This is a genomic window from Labilibacter marinus, from assembly GCF_001659685.2.
In the GTDB taxonomy this organism is placed as follows: domain Bacteria; phylum Bacteroidota; class Bacteroidia; order Bacteroidales; family Marinilabiliaceae; genus Saccharicrinis; species Saccharicrinis marinus.
Genome location: NZ_LXYE02000036.1, coordinates 57,940 through 80,730 on the forward strand (window position 1 = coordinate 57,940; position 22,791 = coordinate 80,730).

Below are 22,791 nucleotides of genomic sequence, written 5' to 3' on the forward strand. Positions count from 1 at the left end.
TGACCAGCTACCTCACATCGTGAATCCAAAACTCCTTGATATTTTTAAAACTATTACGCTCTTCCTGTAAGGTTTTTAAGTAGGCATGGTAATCCAAATCCTCTTTAAATACATAAGGGGTATGCTGCTTATTAAAGCGTTCTTTCAGTTCAATAATCATACTCCAATGTGCGATGGAGATATCTAAATGCTCTTTAATAGTTTCTTCCGAAAGCTCCTCACCTATTAATAGGTGCTCGGCCAATAGTACTGTAGCGTTGATGCGTTCCGCAAAAAACTTCTGCAAATAAGCTAACACTTCTATATCACAAAGTTCTATTTCTAATTCAGTGCTGTGTTCTTTATTTCGATACACCTTTAAATCGGCTAATATTTTATCCGCATTTTGCTGTAAGATATTAACCAGCTCAACTGGTGTAATCATATCCTCAGGTATGGTAGCTTTTTGTTGCACGTAATCTGCAATATTTACATAGCGCGTAGTATCCAGCACAGGACGATTACCCAATGCTTGCATGGTTACAATATCGATTTTATTCTTCTCGATATTTGGCCCTCTCATAATGGAAGTAAAAGCTTCGGAATACAAGGTTGCATCCCATGTTCCTTTATAAAAAGAAGAGAAAAGGTGGTAATAAGCACTGGCATTTTTCCATGTACCTAACAAGTCAGCACCATAATCAACATCAAACTTTTTATTGAGCTGCTGTGCAAATAATTGGTCGTCTGCTTGTGAATCGTATAGTAGTCTACCCCATATAGAATACCATAACCACTGTCTCTCGAAAGCATAGTTAAAATGCTGCTGCCCCGCTTCGTTCGAAAAATAATCTTTAGCAGGAATATAACACTCGGAACCAATAATACAGCCCGACATATATGATTGACTAAGATTATTTTTTATAAAGCTTCTTACAAAATCAGGTTCAGCCCATCGGTGTACAAAAAAATCTTCGTTTCTAACCGTCCATAAAATTGAATAATTATCCGGAACAGGATTCCAGTAGGTGTCCGTTAGTTTGCCGCCATGCACAATAAAAAGCTTATCGGAAGAATGGCCATGCGACCAGTTGTATTTAAAACTGATAATCGTTTCAATGGGTGTTTGCAGTGTATCTAAGGTTTCGCGTGTGATTACCTCGGTTATTTTATCCGCGGTGCCATGACTAGATAAACCTGCTGATAGAGGTGCCCGATAAAGCAGTTTAGCTTTACGGTTGGCCATTCGCATGCCTTCAATAATGGTACGGTCGGCCCAATCTCTGCGTTCCACATTGGTCATACCGCCCATTCTTTCTCCAAGCGTAAGACCAATACCTGTTAAGTTTGGATATTCATTGATGACTTGTTTTACACATTCTCGCGTGTAATCCTCAATTAACTCGGAGTTGTAACCCTCGCCCCAAAACGAACCCGTTTTATTATAACCAGGCAATTTATGTGCAGTTGCAAATTCCTTAGAAACAAAGATATTCCAATTGACAATATAGGTCTGAACACCTCTCTCTTTGGCCATAGAAAATAGTGTTTTCCAGAACTTTTTGCGTTCAGATAATTCCTCATCACTTAACGACGATGCCTCAGGGTATTTTTCTAGCTTAACCATATCCATAAAAGGATGCATATTCCATAGGGATAATACGTTTAGCCTGTTTTTAGCCATCATATCCAAAAATGATTTCCAATAAACCGTATCTCTGCACGTTTCCTCATGCAGCGATAAAGCTTCTCCCGTTCGGTATGAACTCCAAGGCAAATTAAACTTTACAAATCTATTTTTAAGAGATGGATTTACTGCTTTATCTTTTAGTTCAACCAGCTTTTTTCCAAAGGACAATTGCTCTGCAATTTCAAAAATACCATACATAGCACCAACGGGGTCTTTACTCTTGACATCCCATTTTCCATCATTTGTTTTCTGTAATATAAATCCTTCTTCTTTTATGTTGAGGGACTCATGAAGCTCATCAACCGAAACTATTACATCTGATTCCTCTTTATTATTAACGCGTAGTAAAGCATCTGTTCCAAACAACTCCTGAGCGTTTGAAATAGCAAATTCTGTTTGTAGGTGCTTAGATTCAATAAATACACGAACTTTTTCTGGCTTTGAGTTACATGCCACAAATAAAGTGGATAATAAAAGGAGATACAGTAATGGTTTCATAAGATGACTATTTAATGGTGATGCTTATTATTTTTTCTACTCTAACACCATGAATGTCGGTGGCGTGTACTTTAAGTTCGTATATGCCGGTATTCATGTTTTTAAAAGAAGGAGTTGTTTCCGAGTCCCACAGGTAGGGAGGACTTTTCTTAACTCCAATATATTCTCCGTTTGGTACCAGGCCAACCAATACAACGGGAAGAGTTGAGTTTATAGATAGCTCAACTTTTAAGTCGGTGCCTACCGGATATACCGCTCCATCCTTTACATGCTCAAACACAATATCTATTTGCGATTTCTCAAAGTTCTTGGCCATTTCTATATCGTGTTCAACATCCTTTGTAAGTTGATTCCAGTCAAACTTTCCGGTACGAGCTAATACTTTTGGTGTGTATTCCGCGTCTAATCTTTCGGCATATTTTTTCCAATGCATCAAGGCTTTTTTCAGATGAGACACGGCATTGTTTTGATGTTTTTGTTTTGAAGTATGCATGAATAAAGCCAATTCGGTTGCTCCCCTTATTTTCTCAGAATAGTAATTCCCAAGATGAGCAAAAGCAGTAATATCGTTAATAATAAGTTTTAATTCAGTATTACCATTCGGTTTTATACCTGAAGTTAATGACAATGCTTCACTGGCATAATTTTCCAGATTATTGGCTACGTCAAATGGAGTAATCTCAGTAATGGTTTCATTATTGAGTTTTTTCTGACAATAATCCTCAATATTTACAATGCCACTTCCTTGCATGGTTTGGCCAACCATAAATCCCTTCACGTTGATAAATTTTCCGCTTTTGCATCCTTCGGGATACCAATTGCCATCCCAATCTTTCCATGAGAAACGTGTGGTTTGAGGTATGATTTCAGAAGCGGCTTTCCATGCTAAATACAAATCATTGATTGGAGCTTCTGGGAATTTGAGTTTAAGGTGATTTTTAAAAACGTCATTGGGTAAATCAGGATTGTAGCCCAGTCTTCCCCACATTAAAAAATTGTACCAATGTTTAGTGATTTCGTTCTTTCCCTTAACTGTTGGGTCTTTGTCGGAATAAACCCGTCCCCATGTATAACCATCCGAGCCCATCAGGTAGCCTGCAGTTTTATCTTTATGGAAGCCTAGTAGGAAATTACGCGCATATTCCGGGTTACCCCAGCGTAATTGAAAAATATCGTCGTTACGAACATTCCACCAACACTTGGTTCCATCGGGCATTTCTTCTAATAAAAAATCTTCAAATTCGATATTAGTACTAGAATACATGTGTGCTCGCGCATATTTAAAGCTGAACTCAAAAGCATCGGGATATTCCTCGAAATGACTCATTATATCACTTACTGCCGTATTCCAATGTCGATGTATAAAACGAATTTTACGATTTTCCTGAACTTTCTTAGCATCCAGAATGCCCATAACATAAGTATCCCAAAGCCATTTTTCGCGTTCATCAAAACTTAAATCGCGCATACGCTCTCCAGCAGTAACACCAATGCCATCAACATGCGGATAGGTTAACAAAAACTCCTTAACGCTCTTACGCATGTATTCTTTCGATATTTCGTTGGATCCTTTGTGCGTTATACCATACTTACCTTCGGCAGTGCCCAAGAAAATGTTCCAGGTAAAATAGAAAATATCAATACTGCGATTGTCTGCGTACTCCATCACCTCCTGCCAAAAGGCAATTTTCTCATCGATGGTCATTTTCTTGACCAGATTACCATAACCATCTGTTACATCTTGAATTGCCACATCAGGATATTCCTCTAGCTTAATCATGCTCGTGAATGGATGCAAAGTCCAAAATGATAAGGTATTGTAACGATAACGAGCCAAATCATCGAGGTAAGATTTCCAGAAACTCATATCCCAGACATCTTTTATGTTACTCTTATCCTGATCACCATCACTATCGAAACTCGACGAGTTTTGATCGAAAGCAATATTGAATTTAATGCCTCTTTTTTTCAGATAAGGTGCATCTTCTTCATTGTATGTTCCTACTAAAGCATTAAAAGTAATATTTTCGGCCAGTTGGAGGCCTCCATACATGGCACCTGTAATATCGCCTCCAATAGCCCAATAGTTCAGCTGGTTTCCATTGGTGGTGCGCAATGCATAAGCCTGTTCACCCAATCTACTAAATTTAGCTGTGTCGACTCCTTTATATGCCAGTAAACCTACAGCATTAACATCTGACTTTAAAGCCATAACCACATTACAACTCAGCTTGCTTTTAGTAAGTTCATCAATCGGTTTCAATACGACTTTAAAACCATGACTATTGAGTGCCTTTTTAATATCCGATGCGGCAAATTCGAACTGCGGAATTTTTTCATCATAAAAAACGCCGACTTTTTGTGCAAACACATGATTTACCCAAAATATAAAAAGCAGTATTATTTTAAACTTTATAGCCATTTTGTATTTATTTAGCCAGCATCAAGCATGATGATTAAAGTTAGTTTATTTATTCAATGGCTCTAGGCCTCTAATAATAATAACTGCATCCGCTTCGTATCTAAAAGGTCTTGGTTGCTCTTTATTCCATGCGGTAGGTTTACCTTTTTTATAGGGCTGAAGTTCGGTAAACTCTCCTGTAATAGTATTGAACCATTGTATGGTGGCATTATCGGTATTGAATTTCCTCATGGCAATTCGGGTGGCTGTATAATGACACTCTTTGGGCACAAACATTAAATAAATACCATCTTTAGTATTGGCAAGACTATACCCACTCGAATTAAACTCCGGCCAGGTTTCACAATTTTCGAAATGCACCGAATCCATCAACGTTCGCATATGTTTAAAATATTCGAAGTGCGGTTTTATAAAATCTTCAGGCTGTTGGTAGGGGTTATGAATAATCGCATTCCACGAAGTTCCTTGCCAATAATAAGTAGAGTAGCCACCAGCAAATACACATTTATAATTTCGTCTCAGGCAAGTTTCAGCATTGATATATGCTCCTGGAAACACCCAATATGGAGATTCTTCATATCCCCCATGTTCAATATTGAATATGGGTTTATCCGAGAATTTCTTCTTTGCTTCGTGCATGATATTATACAGTGCATAATCCCAGTTTTGCAGTGAAATAAAATCTACCTTCTCCGAATTTTTTTTGCAGAAACCATAATCGTGAACAGATACTAATCGATTATAAGAATCTAGTTTTCTTGTTCTTTCAATTCGCTCAAGAATATATTCTTCGGTTGCTCTTCCGTAACTTAACGCCTCTTTGGATACATCCCAAACTATATTTGGAAACGCCTGGTATCTTTTAATCACATAATCATAGTACATATTGTCAGCGTCCGACTGCATCTCTGGCCAATTCACCATTTTGTTCCACACATATATCATCAAGTGGCTCACAATTTCCTTATCGTGCATATTAGCAAGCACCTTATCCAGATGATTAAAAAACGAAAAGTTAAGAGAACTATAATCAGGTTTTGAATTAGAACCTAAAAACGGAAATATATCCTCTCTGCCACCATACTCATGCTCTGGATGGTCTTTAAGTTTCTTGTCTTTTTGCCAATTTACATCATAAGAATAGGCATTCATCACCACCTGATTAAAACCATTATCCTCAATTAAAGAAAGCAAGTGATCTGTTTTAACCAGCTCCTCTTCGCCATAATCCAACGCAAATAACCAATCACACTCAAAGGCCAAATTAAAATAATGCGAGCCATCTTGATAAAAGAAATGTTGCGGATTATCCTCCTTTAAAACTATTCCTCCATGCCTATTAGCTTTGGTATTTTTAGCGACGGCTATTTTCCCTTTTTTACCATCCAGCTCTTTTATATCCGATTCTATCTCAAAAGTTTTATTACCTACTATGGCACTAGAATATCGAAAAACCCATTGATTATCTCCATTATAAAACAAAGGTATTTTCTGCACATGGTCAGTTGACTTTACGATGGCAAAAACCTGCTTTTTTAGAGGAGCCTCAATCTTATTTTTAAGTTGATAAATTAAATCTCCTATTTCCCATTGAGAGAGTTCAACGACTTTATTGCTCTTGGGGGAATGCCAAGATTTTACTTGCCCTATTGAGAGCTGAACCATTAAAATCAGGCATATTGCTGATGTTATTCTTTTATCCATATTTACAAGTGCTTTTCTTTTAGTATAGCGAAATAAACACCCTAAAATTGAGCTATTCTTGCTGAAATAAGCAAAATAAGACCTTAACAAAAACTTTACTATTCAAACTTCCGCTATAAAAAGCCTCTACATGCTTATCTATCCACAGTTTTCCATGTTCTTACCCACTCATATTTAGAAGAACGGTCTTCAACTGCTTTATCTTTACCATCAGCCGTTTTAAAACCATCCAAAACAGGATCGTCACTAGGCATGTTAAAATCGTAGGTTTCTGAGGCCAAAACAATTCTCATTCCATGCTCAAACGGAATAGAAGGTTTGATAGAAAACTCATATTTGCCATCGAAATAAAAATGCAACTTTTCGGGACCTTCCCAATAAAATCCGTAAGTATGAAAACCTTCCGAAGGATCAATATCCCTTCTTGCTTTACCGGGCATGTTTTTAGTATCTAAACATTCGGTTTTACGTTGTCTGGCATTGGCATTTATACCCTTTTCAAATTGGTAGGAAGTCTTTTCGTACCAAGCAGGTGCTTCAGCTCCATCTTTTTGTTTTTTATATACGCCGTTTCTAACTCCGATACTTTCTGTTACATCCAGTTCCTTTTTAGGAATATCTTCACAATCGGCAGGTTCGGTTACTAACCAAAATGTTCCTGACATAATGGTGCTTGTAGTTTGCATACTGCATTCCAAAAACATTCCTGGTTGTACAACTGCTCGAGATCTAACAATAGCTCCACCATGCGTCCATTCAGTCGTATTTATCTTTTTAGGCTTTTCGAATATTTCATTTTCCAGCAATAAAAGGCCTTTTTGTTGATGCACATTATCCTCTTCAAATAAACCAGGCCATCTGCCATACCATCCATAATCATCATTAAAAGGGTCCTTTGTCCACTTTAATCCATTAAAAGAGGATGCCTCAAACTCATCGGACAAATCCTCTACCAATTCCCATTTTTTATTTTTCACCAAGATATCAAGGTCATCTTCACCCGTTACGCTTGGCTGATTTTCTGTTTTTGTACATGAAGCGAACGCAGCAACTAGTAAACCAACAAAAATGAAAAATAATTTACCTCTTTCTTTCATACTCTCTCCTTTTAACTATTCTGATTTATTATAATTTCAATTTATAATCGTGTGAACCTGGTGCAAAATTGCTATTGAAATACTCCGTTCCACTTCCCCATTTTTCCCAGTTTACCTCTACGCGGTTATCGCCTAAAACAATGTTCAGTAATTTATCCTTCATCGCATTTGCTATCTCTTTGTATTCTTCATCAAATGCTACATTAATTACTTCTTGCGGGTCCTTACTAATATCATACAACGCAGGATCTAAATCTTTATAATCAGCGTTTAATGCCCATTTCATATCGCCTCCATGATTACGGTTAGGACGCGTTTGCACAGAAAATACATAGTCTTTAGTACGAATAAATGCACGCGGCCCAGTTACAGCATGACTTTCGCCAATAACATAATCTCGAACAGGCGCTTTACCCTTAGCGACTTTGGCTAAATCTAAACCATCCAAATATCCATACTCACTATTATTTAACTTGGCACCTGCAGCAGACAAAGCAGTTGGGGCAACATCGACAAACTCGGTAAACTCATCGACAACCTTACCTGCAGGAAATTTCTTTTTATCCGAAGAAACTACTACAATTGGATTATGGCTATCGATATCCCAAGGAGTAAATTTAGAAATGGCTCCATGCTCATTTAGTTTCCAGCCATGGTCGCCATGCACATATATAATCATCCACTCTTGCTTTTGAGCCTCGCTATATTGTATAAATTCATCTACCGCATCCCCAATAAGTTTATCGCCATAAGCACAAAACGCAAAATAATCTTGAATCATAGTTTGCTTATCCATATCTGAATAATTATCGGTAAAGTTTCTGTCAACCACGTTTTTCATTTGCTTTGCCATAGTTTTATATTCCTCATCGCTAAGCTCAGGTACTTTATAAGCATGTTGCTTGAAGCGCGCTCTATAGTCGGCAGGTGGAAGAACAGGTGTGTGTGGAAAATCGTAACCTATATGGCAAAATAAAGGTTTAGTAGTATCTACTCCCTTATAAGTTAGCGAACCAACAGCAAATGGCTGGTTGGGATTTTTAAGGTAATCCTGAAATACAGAAGTATAATAGCCATCGCGTGTTTTTCCGGCCTCACGAGAACTCACTCCTCCTATAATCATCCCAATATCAAATGTTTCTTTTTTCTTTCCTTTTATTTTTCGCAACAAATCGTATTTTTCAACGCTACCCTCAGCAATTCCTTTCTTTTGGAAACCTAAATCTTCAATTTCTGTAGCTAAATACTCTCTTTCACCATCGGCATTTACAAAAAAGTTAATATTGGGCAAGGGCTTATCTAACTTCACTCCATCAATTTCTCTAATCCAATCTTTACCCCATGCCGTTAAGTTTTCACGTGCTAAAGTTCTAAAATCAATATCTGTTTGGTAAATAGGATATGCTTTTGCCTTTCCATCCTCCAAGGTTTTAATGCGCACCCCAAGTTTACCTACATGAAAGGTTTGATAACCTAACTTTGCCATCTGCTCAGGCAAGGTTGGACGAGAATGTTCTAAGGTATTATTGTGATACTCGAACTCGTAAATTCCAGAGCGGAATGGATAACGCCCATAATGCATAGAAGCACGCGATGGAGCACATCCCTGTGCCTGACAATAGGTATTAATAAAAGTAGTACCCATTTCAGTCAACCTGTCTATTTGGGGAGATTCCACATAGCCTAGCTGACTCATCTCTTCTCCTGTTAGCATCTTATTAAAAGCTCTAACTGCATCGTAACGATGGTCATCGGTTAATATCCACAATACATTAGGTTGGTTTTGAGCGTTGATTGTTTTTTGAACCAACAATAGGCTTATACATGCCAGTAGAAAAATTTTCATATTTTAATTATCTAAATTTATACAAACTGAAAAATAGAATGCTCTTTTAGGTTAAAAACCTTACCACTTAGAAAGAAAATTCTACCGTTCAAAAGTCTTAATAAAAAGTAAAAAAACTAAGGGAGCTATCCTTAATTAAGGAGTGGTTTTTTCCAAATCATTCGGTTTTAAAACTTTTCAAGTCGATCTGTAGGAAATCACATTTGCATTATTGATTTTCGTATTAATGATTTTATTTCGTCAATTCTACCTTAAAATCCGTAATCAATTCGTGGTAGTTAAACTCTCTATCATACGTTTCTTCATGGTACTCTTTCCATCCCGAGCACCAACCGTCTTTTCTATAAGTGTACATCCAACGCGGATACCATACGCAGGAACAGTATATGCTCCCCAGTGAAAGTTAATTCCCAACTTGGCATCTTTAACCGATTCGGGAACTTTTTTATGTGTATTCAAACTTTCCTCTGTTGTTTGAAACTCTTCAGGATACGAGGTTGGTGTATATTTTTGCGCAATAACAGGTAGCATAACCCACAGTATAATACAACCTAATAATAAGCTTTTCATATTTTACTTTATTTCAGTTTATGGGTATCACATTAACGTTTAATGTGTACAATTACATAAGGCATTTCTTTATCAAAATCTGGCATTCTAATTCCTCCACCCTCTGAATCAATAATTTCTACGAAATACATTAAATCCCATCTTTGCTCAATAAAAGCTCCTGGTATGCTTGCCTCAAATATATTTTCAGCTAAACCTTGAAGCATATCTACAGATTTGTAATCTTCGAATTGAGTAAGATGACGATAGCGTAGTCGAATTTTATCTACCTTATTTGCTTCTGTCACTTTAATCTGAATTTTGTAATCCTTACCCGGAACTGCCGATTTTGATTTAACGACTTCAGCTACTAATGAAGAACGTGGCCTCGCTTCCATACCTGCAATCAGCTTTTGGTGTGTCGCTTTATTTAATGAGTTTTCTCCTTTTAGTTTCTTTAGTTCCGCCAAACCTTCTTGTAGTTTGGTAAGTTCCTCGGCCCAATTTTCCGGAAAAGAACGTGGATGAATTTCCCAATATGGCTTTCCTTTCTCAGCTTCGTACAATGCAGCTCCTTCAGTACTCATAGCCTTTGACCCAAAACGCAAATTCTCGCCATAAACACCATCAGCCACTTTAACAATCTTTTCCCAAGCACCAATGGCCTTACCTTCTGCCTCTATGGCTTTATCTATGGCAAACTCATCGTTTGTTTCTTTATAAATATTGTACCAGATGGCTGCAGGAATACGTTCAGCATGATACTGCGAAAGAAATGCAAGTATCTGAAAATCTACCAACGAAGTTTCTAATTCTAATTTTCTCTTCTGGTTTCGAGGCATTTTTCCATTACTAATTTCATTTACCTTTTTGAGTAAAAAATCAGCAGTCTGTTCAAACCAGACTTTATTCTGATAAGGAGTAAGCATACTCGTTTCGCCGCCATGTAATAACTGCTTTGCTGCATCATAATAACTTTGAAATTGTTCAGTATCCGTACCCGAATCTTTCGCATAAATATCCAAATCTCCCATACGCATCATGGTAGCCCATCCTCGCGTTACAGGAAAATATAAATAGTTTGTACTGGATGCTACAATACGAGGTAATACCTCACTGGCCTGATGTAAAGTGTTCATCACCTGAAGGCCAGTATCGTCTCCAAATCGCTGAGTAAACTCTCTCTCCCATATAGAAGGATTGGCTTCTGGATTATACGAAAGACGCCCCCACAATTGGTAATAATGCCAATAGCGCTCCATCTCGTAATCGTAATATTGATATTTAGAAGTATGAATTTGATGTGGTTTAGTATCATGTTTAACGCTCAACATTTTTGTGGCCAACATCTCATTTATCTCAAAACTATTCCCCCCATATACAGGCACACTTTCAGTCACAAAACGTCTGACAAAGTTAGGGTCACCCCATAATAATAGACGCAAAGTTCCACCGCTCCAAACACGCCAATGAACATCGTACTCTTTAGGGTAACGGATTAAATTTGCATAGCCGTGTCGTTTTCCTTTTTGGTTTTGTGGATGTACATGTGTTGGATGAAAAGGCATCCCGATTTGTTCCATCCAGAATTTAGTAGCAATCCTAAATGGTAATTCAGTATCAATGGCATTCTGGATAACTTCCTCAGGAAGTCCCTTTGCTCGTAAATCAAAGGTAAGGCTTGGTTTCAGTTCCCTGAGCATAGAGAACACATCCTCCCAAAACACGGGTATTTCTTCAACTTTTAAACCCGATTCATTGTGCATACGAAACTGCAAGGCATCAATATCTGGAAAAACGCTCAACAGTTCCCTTAAAGCAGCTTTTGTGTATGGAGCCAGATTTTCGGTAGTAACACCCGAAACCACATTAGGCGTTTCTGGGGTAATGGTTCTGGGTGCCCATTCAATACGCCCTGCCTGCACTGCTCCGCGATAAATATGATCCCATAAACCAAAGGTAATTCTGATACCTCTTTCATGAGCCAGGTTAATAACCGTTTGCATGGCTTCTCTGTTTAGAGCTTGCTCTTTTTTTGACAGACCATTAAACTGCACCTGAGGATATGCTTCTACATCGAAAAAATAAGGAAACATAGGCGCCATAAATCCTGCACATTCATAGCCAAAAATAAATACATAACTATTGATACGATTCGTGGCTAGCATATCGAAATAAGTAGTCCAGTATTGCTTATCGAAAAGTCTTTGTTCAAAAAGGCTCCGATTCATCGTATAGGTGGACACACTTCTATCTGTTATAAAAGGTGACTCGTTTATATCCTCGATCGTGGAAAAAAAATCTTGCACAGATGGAGCATGTTTGATTTGCTCCGCTATATCCAGTGCTGCATACATAATACCTACAGCATCTGCCCCAGCAATAATTAAGCGCGTTTGATTATTATCTAAAATAACATGAACAGCCAACGCTTCGGGAGTATCCGAAATAGTAATATTTTTCTCTTGTAGAGACTTTGAAATATATGGATGACTTGCTAAACCTGCACAGATAACATACTTCTCTTTAGTATCTGCACCCAACTCACCTATGCTTAGTTTTAAATGACGACTTTCAAAAGCCTCTGTTAGCTTTTGTATACCATGATTAGCTGTTGCCTCCAGCTTTTGCTGAACTTGTATTTCGATAGCTTTTGTACTTATTGGCATAAATAATAAACTCCCTATAAATGCTATTAGAACTGCTGTAGTTTTTTTCATTTCTTTAATCATATTTTTAATTACGAACGCATTGGTACTACCTTATTTTTTCCTTCAAGCACACGCTGTTTTAGTTTTCCTTTTACTTTTATCTTAAAAGACAAAGCCCAATTGTTGGGCAAGTTTTCTGGTAAGTCAATCACCAATTGATTATTTGATCGAACAAAATTTACCTTGTCGTGCCCAATCAGCTCAATAGATTCAATAATATTTTTATCCGAAATTTCAGTTTTCATGCCTAAGGACTTTATCACTGTTTCCCTATCGTTAGGAACTTCTAACTGAATGGCATAAAGTATATTTCCCTTTGCTGTAAAACGAATATCCGACACATCAAACTTTTTGGTGTCAGGCTGAATAGGACGAGCTTCTTTGCCAAAGGCATGTTCTTTAATCGGACTAGATAGATCTTGATAAAACAATGGTTCCACATGTCCTTCAGCGTATATAATCCATGGTCGCGTTTCGTAAATAGCTTCGCCATTCTGGCTCAACCAACCTCCAATACCTTCCAACAAATCTATTTGCCCTTTATCAAAAGAACCATCAGGACGAGGATTTAAGGATAGTAACAAACCTCCGTTACGAGCTACTAAATCAGCTAAGCGAACTACCACATCTCGCGGTTTCTTATACTCAATGCCATACCACCAAGGCCAGTCGCACCATGCTACTGCCGAAGGTGTATCATCTTCCCATGGCCAATCGACAAAACCGGGTCGGTGCGCTCCATTTTCGTAGGAATAAATTCCAAAGTTGGTACCAAAATTACCTTTATTATGTACACATACTTCTTTGTTTTCTTCAATTCCCATATTAAAAAAGTGAGCTAAAATTTCCTCTGTTCCAAAATCATCTCCTCCTGAGAACCCATCAAACCATAATATATCTGGTTTATATCTATCAATCACTTCGTAAGTTAAGGCTTTTCTATTCTTAACAAAACGTTCTTTCCCACCTAAAAACCAATAATAATCCTCCATCTCTGGATCCAACAAGTCGGCTCCATACATACCTGCTTTTCGTAGGTTATTCTGAATATCAGTAAATTGATGATAGGTGCGGGCATGATGAAAGGTCGTGATTGTTTTTAACCCCTGTTTTTTAAACTCAGTAAGTATTTCTCCCAGAACATCGCGCTTTGGTCCAGTTGTTCCTACACTATGTGGTGTTACATCTGAATCCCACATGGCATAACCATCATGATGAATAGTGCAAATACCTGCGTATTTAGCTCCTGATCGCTTTACTAAGGCTGCCCATGCAACAGGATCGAAACCTGCAGTAGAAAAATTGTCACAGAGGTGCTTATAACCATTGCCTTCAGCAACGGAACCATATCGCTTTTCGAAGGCTGTGCGACGGGGATCGTCAGAATTACTTCTGTAAAATCCTGCATAAGGCGTAATATAATAGTTTCCCCAATTTATGTTATTGATATCTTTCCAAGTGCCCACTTGCGAATAAGCACCCCAATGTGCATAAACACCAAATTTGGCATCTAATGCCCATCGTGGTATTTCGTGTTGTTTTAACGATTGCCAATTGGCTTCGTACTTTTTTATTGGTTGTTGATTTTTATTATTCGGTTTTTTCAATGAACAAGCACCAAATAATACTCCCATAAAAAGAATAACAAGGCAATATTTAAGGTAATACATATTTTTATACTGTAGTTTTTTCAAGCCTTATAAAAGTACAATTGCCCAACTAATAAATTAGCCAAAAAGAAACCATTACGGTATCTATTATTGACATTTACCGTTAATTAACGTTAATGATTCGACATTAAAACAGAGCCTACTTCGCTGATTGACTGACAATATCACAACCAAAATCAAAAAACCGAAAACATTTGTAAATTTGCTGCTCTATGAATCAGGAAATCGATGCAAAAAAAATAAAAGAGCAGTTAGTTAGAATTACGGAAAACCGACTGTTTAATAAATCTCCTCGTTATGTCAACCTTATCTCTTTCCTTGTTGAAGAATCATTAAAAGGCAACAACCTTAAGGAAGACGTTATTGGCACAGAAGTATTTCACGACAACTATACCGCTGCTAAAAATGATGGACTTGTACGCGTATACATGTATAACCTGCGTAAAAAGTTAAACACCTATTATTCAGACGAAGGCAAATTGGATGATATAAAATTCGTACTAAATAAAGGCAGTTACAAAATAGGTTTTATTGAGAACAAAGGCATAAAAGAACCAATCACAAACGAGCGATCTATTAAGAAACAAATCAATAAAAAAAGCTTAGCCCTTATCTTAACTATTATCGTGGCAACAGCTGCTATTACCTACTATTACACTACCAAAGAAAAACTATACTTATGGGAATCCTTTTTTACAAAGGATGTCTCTAATGTATGTGTATTGGCCGACCAAGTTGTTCTTTCTAAGAAAGGAGGTAACCCAGGAGAATTCCTAATTCATGGTGAAATAAATAGTTCGGAGGATTTTATTTCTTACATTAAAAAGAATGACATTGACACCTTGCAAAAAAAGGGATATACCTATTTTACCAAGTCAATTACTCATTCTATATACAATTTATCACGATGGTTTTTTCAGCATAATGCTGAGTTTTTAAGAATTTCAGAAAGTGAATTCAGGTACGAAGAAACCAAAAGAAACAACATTGTATATATTGGACAACATAAAACCATGAGTGTTTCAAAGGAGGTGTTTTTGAGAGACAGTAAGGTTTTTCAAGTTGAAGCAAACGATAACCGAACCCATTTAGCAACGCATTTTACAACCATCAAAGAAGGCCAGAAAAAACATTACAGAGCACGGTTTAATAACAGCATTAGTTCGGAGTATGCTATGGTTTCTTTTATGCCGCTTAATGAAAATAATAAAGCCTTGTATTTTGTTTCTAATAACGACATTGGCACCATGGCTGTGGTCGATAGCTTTATCGATCCAGACTTTTTGGAACAATTCTACAAAAAAATGCCTTCTCCTGATTCTTATTTTAATGCCCTTTTTAAAGTAGAAGGAATTGGAAGAACTGATGTAAATTGTGAGTTGGTTGAACTGGAAGTGATGGAGAGGTAGTGTATCCTCTTCTATCTGTACTAATACATCGAAACTTAGAAATACTTTTTAAATTATATATCTGACACTTATTCCACTTCTCGTTTAACTATATATTGAGCAATTGGTACTGTAAAATTCAGTATAACCCAGTATTCGAACCTCTCTTATTTTACACAATACACCTACTGTATTATGAATTAACCTCCATGATTATTTACGCCAAACCATATCTGTTTTTAACTCTAAAAAAAGACAACTAAATCTCTTTTTAAACGTAAGCCCTTCAGGAAAACAAGAAAGATATGAGGGGAATTGCTACTGTAATTTGGCTGGGATTAGCTACGTTAATCTGGGCCAATCCGCCTGCTTTAAAGTTCAAGTACTTTGATAAAAGCGACGGCCTATCCAGTACCAATATGGTTGATATTGTGCAGGATAGCATTGGTTTTATTTGGTTGGGTACAACTAACGGTGTTAATCGTTATAATGGTAACCATTTTTCTATTTATGAAATTAGCCATAATAATACAGAACAATATAGCATGCGCATCATCAATGATTTATTTATTGATTCCAAAGGCCAATTATGGTGCGCCTCGCTTAACACCATCTCCAAATACAATTTTCACTTAGATATTTTCGAGTACGTATCTGCTGATATATACACAAACAACATCGATCATACTCCCATAGTTGAGATAGGGGAAACCAGTAATGGAGAGATCTACATGATTGCAGAACATTCTATAAGTTATTACGATGATTCAGATGGAATATTCAAACATATTAAAACATTTGACCAAGTAATTACAAGCACCCAAGCAGGTCACGAAGGAGAAATTTGGCTAGGTAGTTCAAAGGCTCCATATTTATTTAAAGGAAATATATCGGGGAACTTTAAATCTGTACCCTTAAAAATTTCATATCCTATTACATATTTAAAGTTATTAAATGACCAATTATTTATTGGCTCTTATGGAGGCGGATTACTTCAACTAAATATTCATAACCATATCCTAAAAAAACACATTAATCAATTTTCAGATATTAAAAACATCGCTTCAATAAATGATGATAAAGAGGGTAATATTTGGATTTGTGCTGATTCTGGATTGTATCTTTATAATCAAAATACAGATGCTTTTTATCAATATTATGCTTCAACCGATAAATATGCTATAAAAAATAGTGTAACTAAATTTTATCAAGACTTTGAAGGTAACTACTGGTCACTACACAAGTATGGCAGCATAGGTATTAGCATGTTTTGCAATAAAATAAGAACTTGCAATAACGAAATTGAAGAAAATTGGTATCCATCTTCGAGTAACACTACGGCCTTACACGAAGATAAAAAAGGGAACCTTTGGCTAGGTAGCTACAATGGAGGTATTGATATATTTTATTGGTTAGGTAATAAAGTAAAAAGAATCCATCCTGGATCATGCGGTTTGCCTTTAGGCTCCATATCCATGATAGGCCAAAATCAACATAAAGAGTTGGAGGTTGCTGTGCACAACAACGGTTTCTATAACTACAACTCCACTCTCGAAAGATTTACAATTGATCATAATCAACAATTACCCCCCAGCAAAAACCCTACACATATAGTTGCAAAAAAAGCGGCTTCGGATGGAAGCGTTTGGTATGCGAACCATGGCAATGGACTATTGCAATGGAACGAGAAGCAATTCAAAATTTATACCGATAAGAATAGTAATTTAAGTAATAATTGGGTGTATGATATCACTGAAGACCAGAAAAAAAATATTTGGGTAGCCTCTGCATGGGGTATCAGTAAATTAACTGCAGGCACAGACTCTTTTAAAACATATTTTGCAGACCCTAATTACACAAATTCCATACCCGATAATGAAGTTCATTGCGTTACTTCGGATAGCTATGGTAACATTTGGTTTGGTACAGGAAGAGGTTTAGCAAAATACAATGATAGCAAAGATCACTTTGAGACTTTTTTATTTGGTAAAGAAATAAAATCGATTGTAGCTGGGGAGCCTGATGTGCTATGGCTTAGCGTATCATCTAGTATCGCAAAGTTTAATACAAAAAATAATACGATAAAATATTTTGGCATAGACGAAGGTAATGAAGTTACAGACTTTATTGCCCGGTCATATTTCAAATCAGATAAAGAAATATTTTTTGGAGGAACCAATGGAATAACGATCTTTAGTCCGGAACAATTAAGCCATAACACAAGGCCTCCTAAAGTTGCATTTACAGGAATAAACGTATTTAACAAAGCTGTAAATTTCATTAATCATCCCGAAATAATTAGTAAAAATATAGTTAGTGCACCCCTTATTTCCTTACAATACAATCAAAATGTTTTTTCAATTGAGTTTAATGCAGTTAGCTATAACGCTGCTGATAAATGTCAATACAAATATAAGTTGGAAGGATTCGAGGAAGAATGGATGAACTTAAAAGGGAACCTTCCTAGAGTAACTTATACTAATCTTGAACCAGGTAAATATACCTTTAGAGTAAAAGCTACAAACAATGATGGATTATGGAATGAGGAAGAAGCCACTTTACAAATTAAAGTTATTCCTCCTTGGTATCTGCGAACCTCATTTAAAGTTTTAGCTACCTTCTTTATTCTAGCATTAGTTTGGTTATTAATTACCATGCGAACTAGACGCTTAAATAAAACCAAACTAGCGTTAGAAGGTGAAATAATGGATACAACAAAAGCCTTAATCAGCAGTAACAATAATTTACAAGAACAAACTAAACATCTTACCAAGCTAAATAGGGAACTTCAGGAGCGTCAAGAAACCATTGAAGAACAGGGCATTCAGCTTAAGGTACAATCAGACAAATTATATCAGGCAAACGCCGAGTTAACCAAGATTAATAAAGCCAAGGATCGTTTATTTTCTGTAATAGCGCATGACCTACAATCGCCTTTCAATTCAATACTAGGGCTTTCTGAATTATTTCATCACTCATACCCCGATCTATCCGAAGAAGATAGAATTTATTATGCCAAAACAATAAACATTTCATCCACTAAAGTATATAACTTACTTCAGAACTTATTACTCTGGTTTAAGTCCCAAACAAAAAACATTGAGCTATCTCAGCTTAACTTTAAGTTGATTGATGTTGTTAGAGATACCATTGACCTATTAAAAGCAGTAGCTGAAAACAAGCAAGTTAGCATTGAATTTTTAATCAGCGAAAAACAAATGGTTAAAGGTGATATTGACATGATCTCAACCGTTTTCAGAAATCTGATTAGCAATGCTATAAAGTTCTCTCACAAGGGAGGTAAAGTAACTGTGAATACTCAAGTTAAAGAAGGTAAAGTTCTGGTTTCTATTAAAGATGAAGGGCAAGGTATGCCTCCTGAAATTTCTGATAAATTATTTGAGCCAGAGAATATTTATTCTTCCGAAGGCACCGATGGTGAAAAAGGCCATGGACTGGGTTTAGTGATATGTAAGGAATTTATTGATTTGCACCAAAATGAAATTTATGTAGAGAGTGAAGTTGGCAAAGGTTCTGTTTTTCATTTCACTATTGATCTTTGTTAAAAGCAGCATAACTAAATTAATTTTAATCAGCACATTAAGTATTATACTAAACCTTGTTTACTAGAATGCTTAGAATAACCCCTTAATCGCAAACAGATTTAAAGCAAAAAAACGAAGAAAAAGCCCCGTTTACTTTCGTAAATGAGCAATTTGATGTGTTTTTTTTTTAATGCAAAAAATGGAAGCGAGAAGTTTTTTTCGCAAAGGACTCTACTAAAAAAAGGTAGACTAATAAAAGCCTACCCTTAGCAGAAAATCTGTAATAACAATCTGCACTATCTCATTCTTGAAGGCGCTGGCGACGGTCGTGTTGACGGCATCGAAGGCCTTGTAGTTGGTTGACTCGGACGCATCGACGGTTGCGATGGTCGTACACTTGGCTGCGAAGGCCTGTATACGGGTTGACTTGGACGAGTACTCGGTTGTGTTGGTCTAGTACTTGGCTGACTCGGTCTGGTACTTGGTTGGGTTGGTCGCGTCGACGGCCGTTCTATAGGTTGCGTTGGTCTATTACCAGGTCTTTCAATTGGATGCTCTGGCTTTGGTCGATGATGCGGCGGACGGTGCCCTGGTGGTCGATAACCAGGAGGCCTGTAATATGGAGGTCTATGTCCATACCAAGGACGATAATACCAATGCATGTGCCAATGCCAGTGCCAATAAAACGACGAGTGATACCAAGGCGAATAATACGGCCCCCATCCATAATAAGGATGATAATAAAAACCAAAACCATAGGTCATTGGATGATGATAATAATAATGACCATGCCAACCACCGTACTGATAGCCTGTACCATAAACCACGGTATTCTCATCTACATACGAGCCTGTGTAACCCGACGTATATCCAGTGTAAACTTCACTCTCGGTTTGCTTATAAATATAAACGTACTTTAAATTAAACAATGGATTACTAGCTGGAATATCCTCTACACCCACTGGCCTTTGTGTTGCAATTCTCCAAGGTCCTTGTGGCGATGATGAGTTATACCATACCGCATCTTCCACTAAATAATATCGGCTATTCCAAAGCATTACAGGGTGCGAAGTGTTCACAGCATAAGATATCTCCGTACCCTCTATTTTCACAAATTCAGGTTTTCCATTATAACTCACTTCGGTATCTAGTAAAGTAGCTACACTTTTCTTAGTAACATAAGGCACCTGCGCATTCTTCACAGCATCTTCTGCTGCTTTAGTTCCAGGAACACTGGCTAATACCGAGTTCTTATCATGCCCCTCTGGAATTCTAGCAAAACCATCAGGTAAATTTTCTGCAGATAAAAATTCCCAATTCCCTTCTAACCTATCAGATACAAACCAACGGCCCGAGAACAGACTATAAAACTTATTTGTGGTAATATCCCTAAACAAATCGGCATTTGTATTTTCAGCATAAATTAAATTAGCCTCTGGTATTACAATATATTCAGGCTTACCATTGGTCGAAATTAATTCCGATGGCTCACTGGTTACGATAATTTTCGGAATAATTTTCTTTTGAACTTCCTCCTTATTCATACTTTCGTATAAATCGTTGGCATGTTCTTGCAATACTTTGGTAATTCGCTTAGGCACCTTTTCCTGATACTCCCAACCATCCATAACTTGCTCCGAAGAAAACCACAATCCTCCACCCAACAAATAATAAATATCCTTCTTATTATCCTTGATAACAAAGGCATTGGCGTTGGATATTTTTGTGTATCGTTTATCCAATTCTTCATAAAACGGGTTTCCATCAATAACCACTAATGCAGAAGGCAAATTAGAGTATATAATTAATGGCGCTTCATTATTAAAAGCCATCGCTTTATCATGATTAGATATACGATTTGTATCATCTACTGAGTTTTTAGAAATTGTCGCAAAATCTTTGCGCAAAGTATGATATAATATACGTTCTACCTCCTTTAACTCATTAGCAGAAAACTCTTCTCCTAAACGAACATCGCTTACCTTCCAACTACTTGTATTGTATGATGTGTGCGCATTCCCTTCGTTAAAATTAAAATCGGCCCAGAAAGTACCAAACCATTCGTTTGAAGTACCCTTTTCGGTGACCATAAATGCGCTTGACATTTCCAGTCTTCCATCCTCCATGGTCTTAAATTCTGGTGCAATATTCATTAATTCAATGGCAAATTCCTTTGCCGAAGTATTCTTATTTTTTTCCTCAGAAAAATTTGATGATGCAGAAACACCTAGTGTTAGCATCATAAACAGGACTATACTTAAAATCTTTTTCATGATACTTATTTTTAATTGTTATTACATTACAAAAATGAGAAAACAGTTGGCCATTTGATAACCTAATTGGGTAAAGCTGTAGCCCGAAAAGGTCAAATTGTATGAAACTTGATTGAAACAAAAAAGCACCTAAACTTCAACCGTTTAAGTGCTTTCGCAAATCTATTGTTTACAACAATTATCTTACGCTATACATGCCAGCAATTCTTTTTCTATTTGTTTTGATTTTTCATCACCAAGAACACCTTTAACATGTATACACAAATTTTCTACGGCATTTTGCTGCTCCTTTTTATCTCCTGAAATTAAGTCAAAATATGAAGATACTACTGAATCGGGAAATCCGTTTTCTGAAAACCGCCCCCATTCTAATAAGTATTTAACAGCTACTTTTTCTGCTTTTGTAAAATCGTTCATCTCATTAACTGTTAAAGAAACTGTTGAAACGTTATATCTTTCATCCAGTTTCTAATTATATCCTATCATAAACAAATGGCATGCCAAAAGCTATTTTCTCGAATATAATAATCCACGCACCCCATACTAATAAGGACTTATAGAGAATTTTACAACAGTAGCAATTCAACACTTTTTTTATATAGAACGCTTTTAAATATTCATTTTTAGTACTTTTTAAGTAAAGTAATAAAACAGAAAATTTTCTTTAATAGAAAACTTACCTAATTTTGGACGCTCTTTTATCATTTAGATTAAAAGCAGCAAATTACTACTAACAAGGAATTTACAACTAATGAGTGCAGATAGTAAAAAAAAGGAAGGGTTAGTACCTGAGCCATCGTTAAGAAGGCTACCAGTTTATTTGGCATATCTTAAATTGGCTAGAAAAAGAAATCAAGAATTTGTTTCTTCTACGCATATAGCAAGAGATATGGGTGTTGATCCGACCCAGGTTACCAAAGATTTATCATACACAAGTATTGTTGGAAAAACCAGAGTTGGTTACGAAGTAAATACACTGATTGATGTATTAGAAGATTTTTTAGGTTTTAGATCGCTTGATCGTGCTTACCTTTTTGGTGCTGGTAGTCTTGGAAACGCCTTATTGCATGATCATGGTTTAGATCAATACGGACTAAAAATAATTGCTGCTTTCGACGTAGACCCTAAATTAATTGGGCGAAAAATAGAAGGTGTACCTATTTATCATGTAGATGAGTTTAAAAAAATGCAGGATAACAACGTAGAAGTTGGAATCCTTACTGTACCAGCTGAACATGCTCAAGAAGTGGCTCAGGATATGGCTGGTGGTGGCATTAAAGGCATCTGGAACTTTACACCTATTCGTATTCGCTTGGACAAAAATGTAGCTATTCAAGATACCTCCTTATATGCACACTTGGCTGTTATGTTTAACCGCATGAAACATTTTAAACCTAAGGAAACTGCTGAGTAAAATCA

At 36.7% G+C, this 22,791-nt stretch carries 13 protein-coding genes; 3 read left to right on the forward strand and 10 right to left on the reverse strand.

Translation table 11 applies throughout. The features are described 5' to 3' along the window. Window positions 1-7 precede the first annotated feature (7 nt). The 8 genes from A8L32_RS15315 to A8L32_RS15350 form a co-directional block, all read right to left on the reverse strand. Window positions 8-2,167, reverse strand: coding sequence for a hypothetical protein (locus tag A8L32_RS15315; RefSeq protein ID WP_066631668.1), 2,160 nt, complete (start codon window positions 2,165-2,167; stop codon window positions 8-10). A 7-nt stretch (window positions 2,168-2,174) separates the two neighbouring features. Further along, the gene (locus A8L32_RS15320) at window positions 2,175-4,589 is read right to left on the reverse strand and encodes a hypothetical protein (RefSeq protein ID WP_066631670.1); all 2,415 of its coding nucleotides are present in this window, start codon (window positions 4,587-4,589) and stop codon (window positions 2,175-2,177) included. A 45-nt stretch (window positions 4,590-4,634) separates the two neighbouring features. Then, window positions 4,635-6,293, reverse strand: coding sequence for a glycoside hydrolase family protein (locus tag A8L32_RS15325; RefSeq protein WP_066631672.1), 1,659 nt, complete (start codon window positions 6,291-6,293; stop codon window positions 4,635-4,637). A 134-nt stretch (window positions 6,294-6,427) separates the two neighbouring features. After that, entirely contained in the window at window positions 6,428-7,390 is a 963-nt protein-coding gene (locus A8L32_RS15330) for a LamG domain-containing protein (protein WP_066631674.1), read from the reverse strand. A gap of 28 nt (window positions 7,391-7,418) precedes the next feature. Then, window positions 7,419-9,236: a sulfatase-like hydrolase/transferase gene (locus tag A8L32_RS15335; protein WP_066631676.1), complete on the reverse strand. Its 1,818-nt coding sequence runs from the start codon at window positions 9,234-9,236 to the stop codon at window positions 7,419-7,421. 264 nt (window positions 9,237-9,500) lie between these two features. Next, window positions 9,501-9,806 carry an alpha-L-fucosidase gene (locus A8L32_RS15340; RefSeq protein WP_066631678.1) on the reverse strand — a complete coding sequence of 102 codons (306 nt, stop codon included), beginning with the start codon at window positions 9,804-9,806 and terminating at the stop codon, window positions 9,501-9,503. Window positions 9,807-9,838: 32 nt separating this feature from the next. Next, entirely contained in the window at window positions 9,839-12,505 is a 2,667-nt protein-coding gene (locus tag A8L32_RS15345) for a hypothetical protein (RefSeq protein WP_143525131.1), read from the reverse strand. Between the two features lie 20 nt (window positions 12,506-12,525). Further along, window positions 12,526-14,130, reverse strand: a complete 1,605-nt coding sequence (locus tag A8L32_RS15350) for an alpha-L-fucosidase (protein ID WP_066631682.1) — start codon at window positions 14,128-14,130, stop codon at window positions 12,526-12,528. Window positions 14,131-14,378: 248 nt separating this feature from the next. Here A8L32_RS15350 and A8L32_RS15355 point away from each other — a divergent pair, with 248 nt between their 5' ends. After that, complete coding sequence (locus tag A8L32_RS15355; RefSeq protein WP_066631683.1) at window positions 14,379-15,575, forward strand: hypothetical protein; 1,197 nt, start codon at window positions 14,379-14,381, stop codon at window positions 15,573-15,575. 284 nt (window positions 15,576-15,859) lie between these two features. Then, window positions 15,860-19,120: a sensor histidine kinase gene (locus A8L32_RS15360; protein WP_066631684.1), complete on the forward strand. Its 3,261-nt coding sequence runs from the start codon at window positions 15,860-15,862 to the stop codon at window positions 19,118-19,120. Between the two features lie 275 nt (window positions 19,121-19,395). Here A8L32_RS15360 and A8L32_RS15365 read toward each other — a convergent pair whose 3' ends face one another. Beyond that, the gene (locus A8L32_RS15365) at window positions 19,396-21,372 is read right to left on the reverse strand and encodes a hypothetical protein (RefSeq protein WP_066631685.1); all 1,977 of its coding nucleotides are present in this window, start codon (window positions 21,370-21,372) and stop codon (window positions 19,396-19,398) included. 183 nt (window positions 21,373-21,555) lie between these two features. Next, the gene (locus A8L32_RS15370; RefSeq protein ID WP_066631686.1) at window positions 21,556-21,789 is read right to left on the reverse strand and encodes a hypothetical protein; all 234 of its coding nucleotides are present in this window, start codon (window positions 21,787-21,789) and stop codon (window positions 21,556-21,558) included. Window positions 21,790-22,123: 334 nt separating this feature from the next. Here A8L32_RS15370 and A8L32_RS15375 point away from each other — a divergent pair, with 334 nt between their 5' ends. Beyond that, window positions 22,124-22,786, forward strand: coding sequence for a redox-sensing transcriptional repressor Rex (locus tag A8L32_RS15375; protein ID WP_066631687.1), 663 nt, complete (start codon window positions 22,124-22,126; stop codon window positions 22,784-22,786). Window positions 22,787-22,791 lie beyond the last annotated feature (5 nt).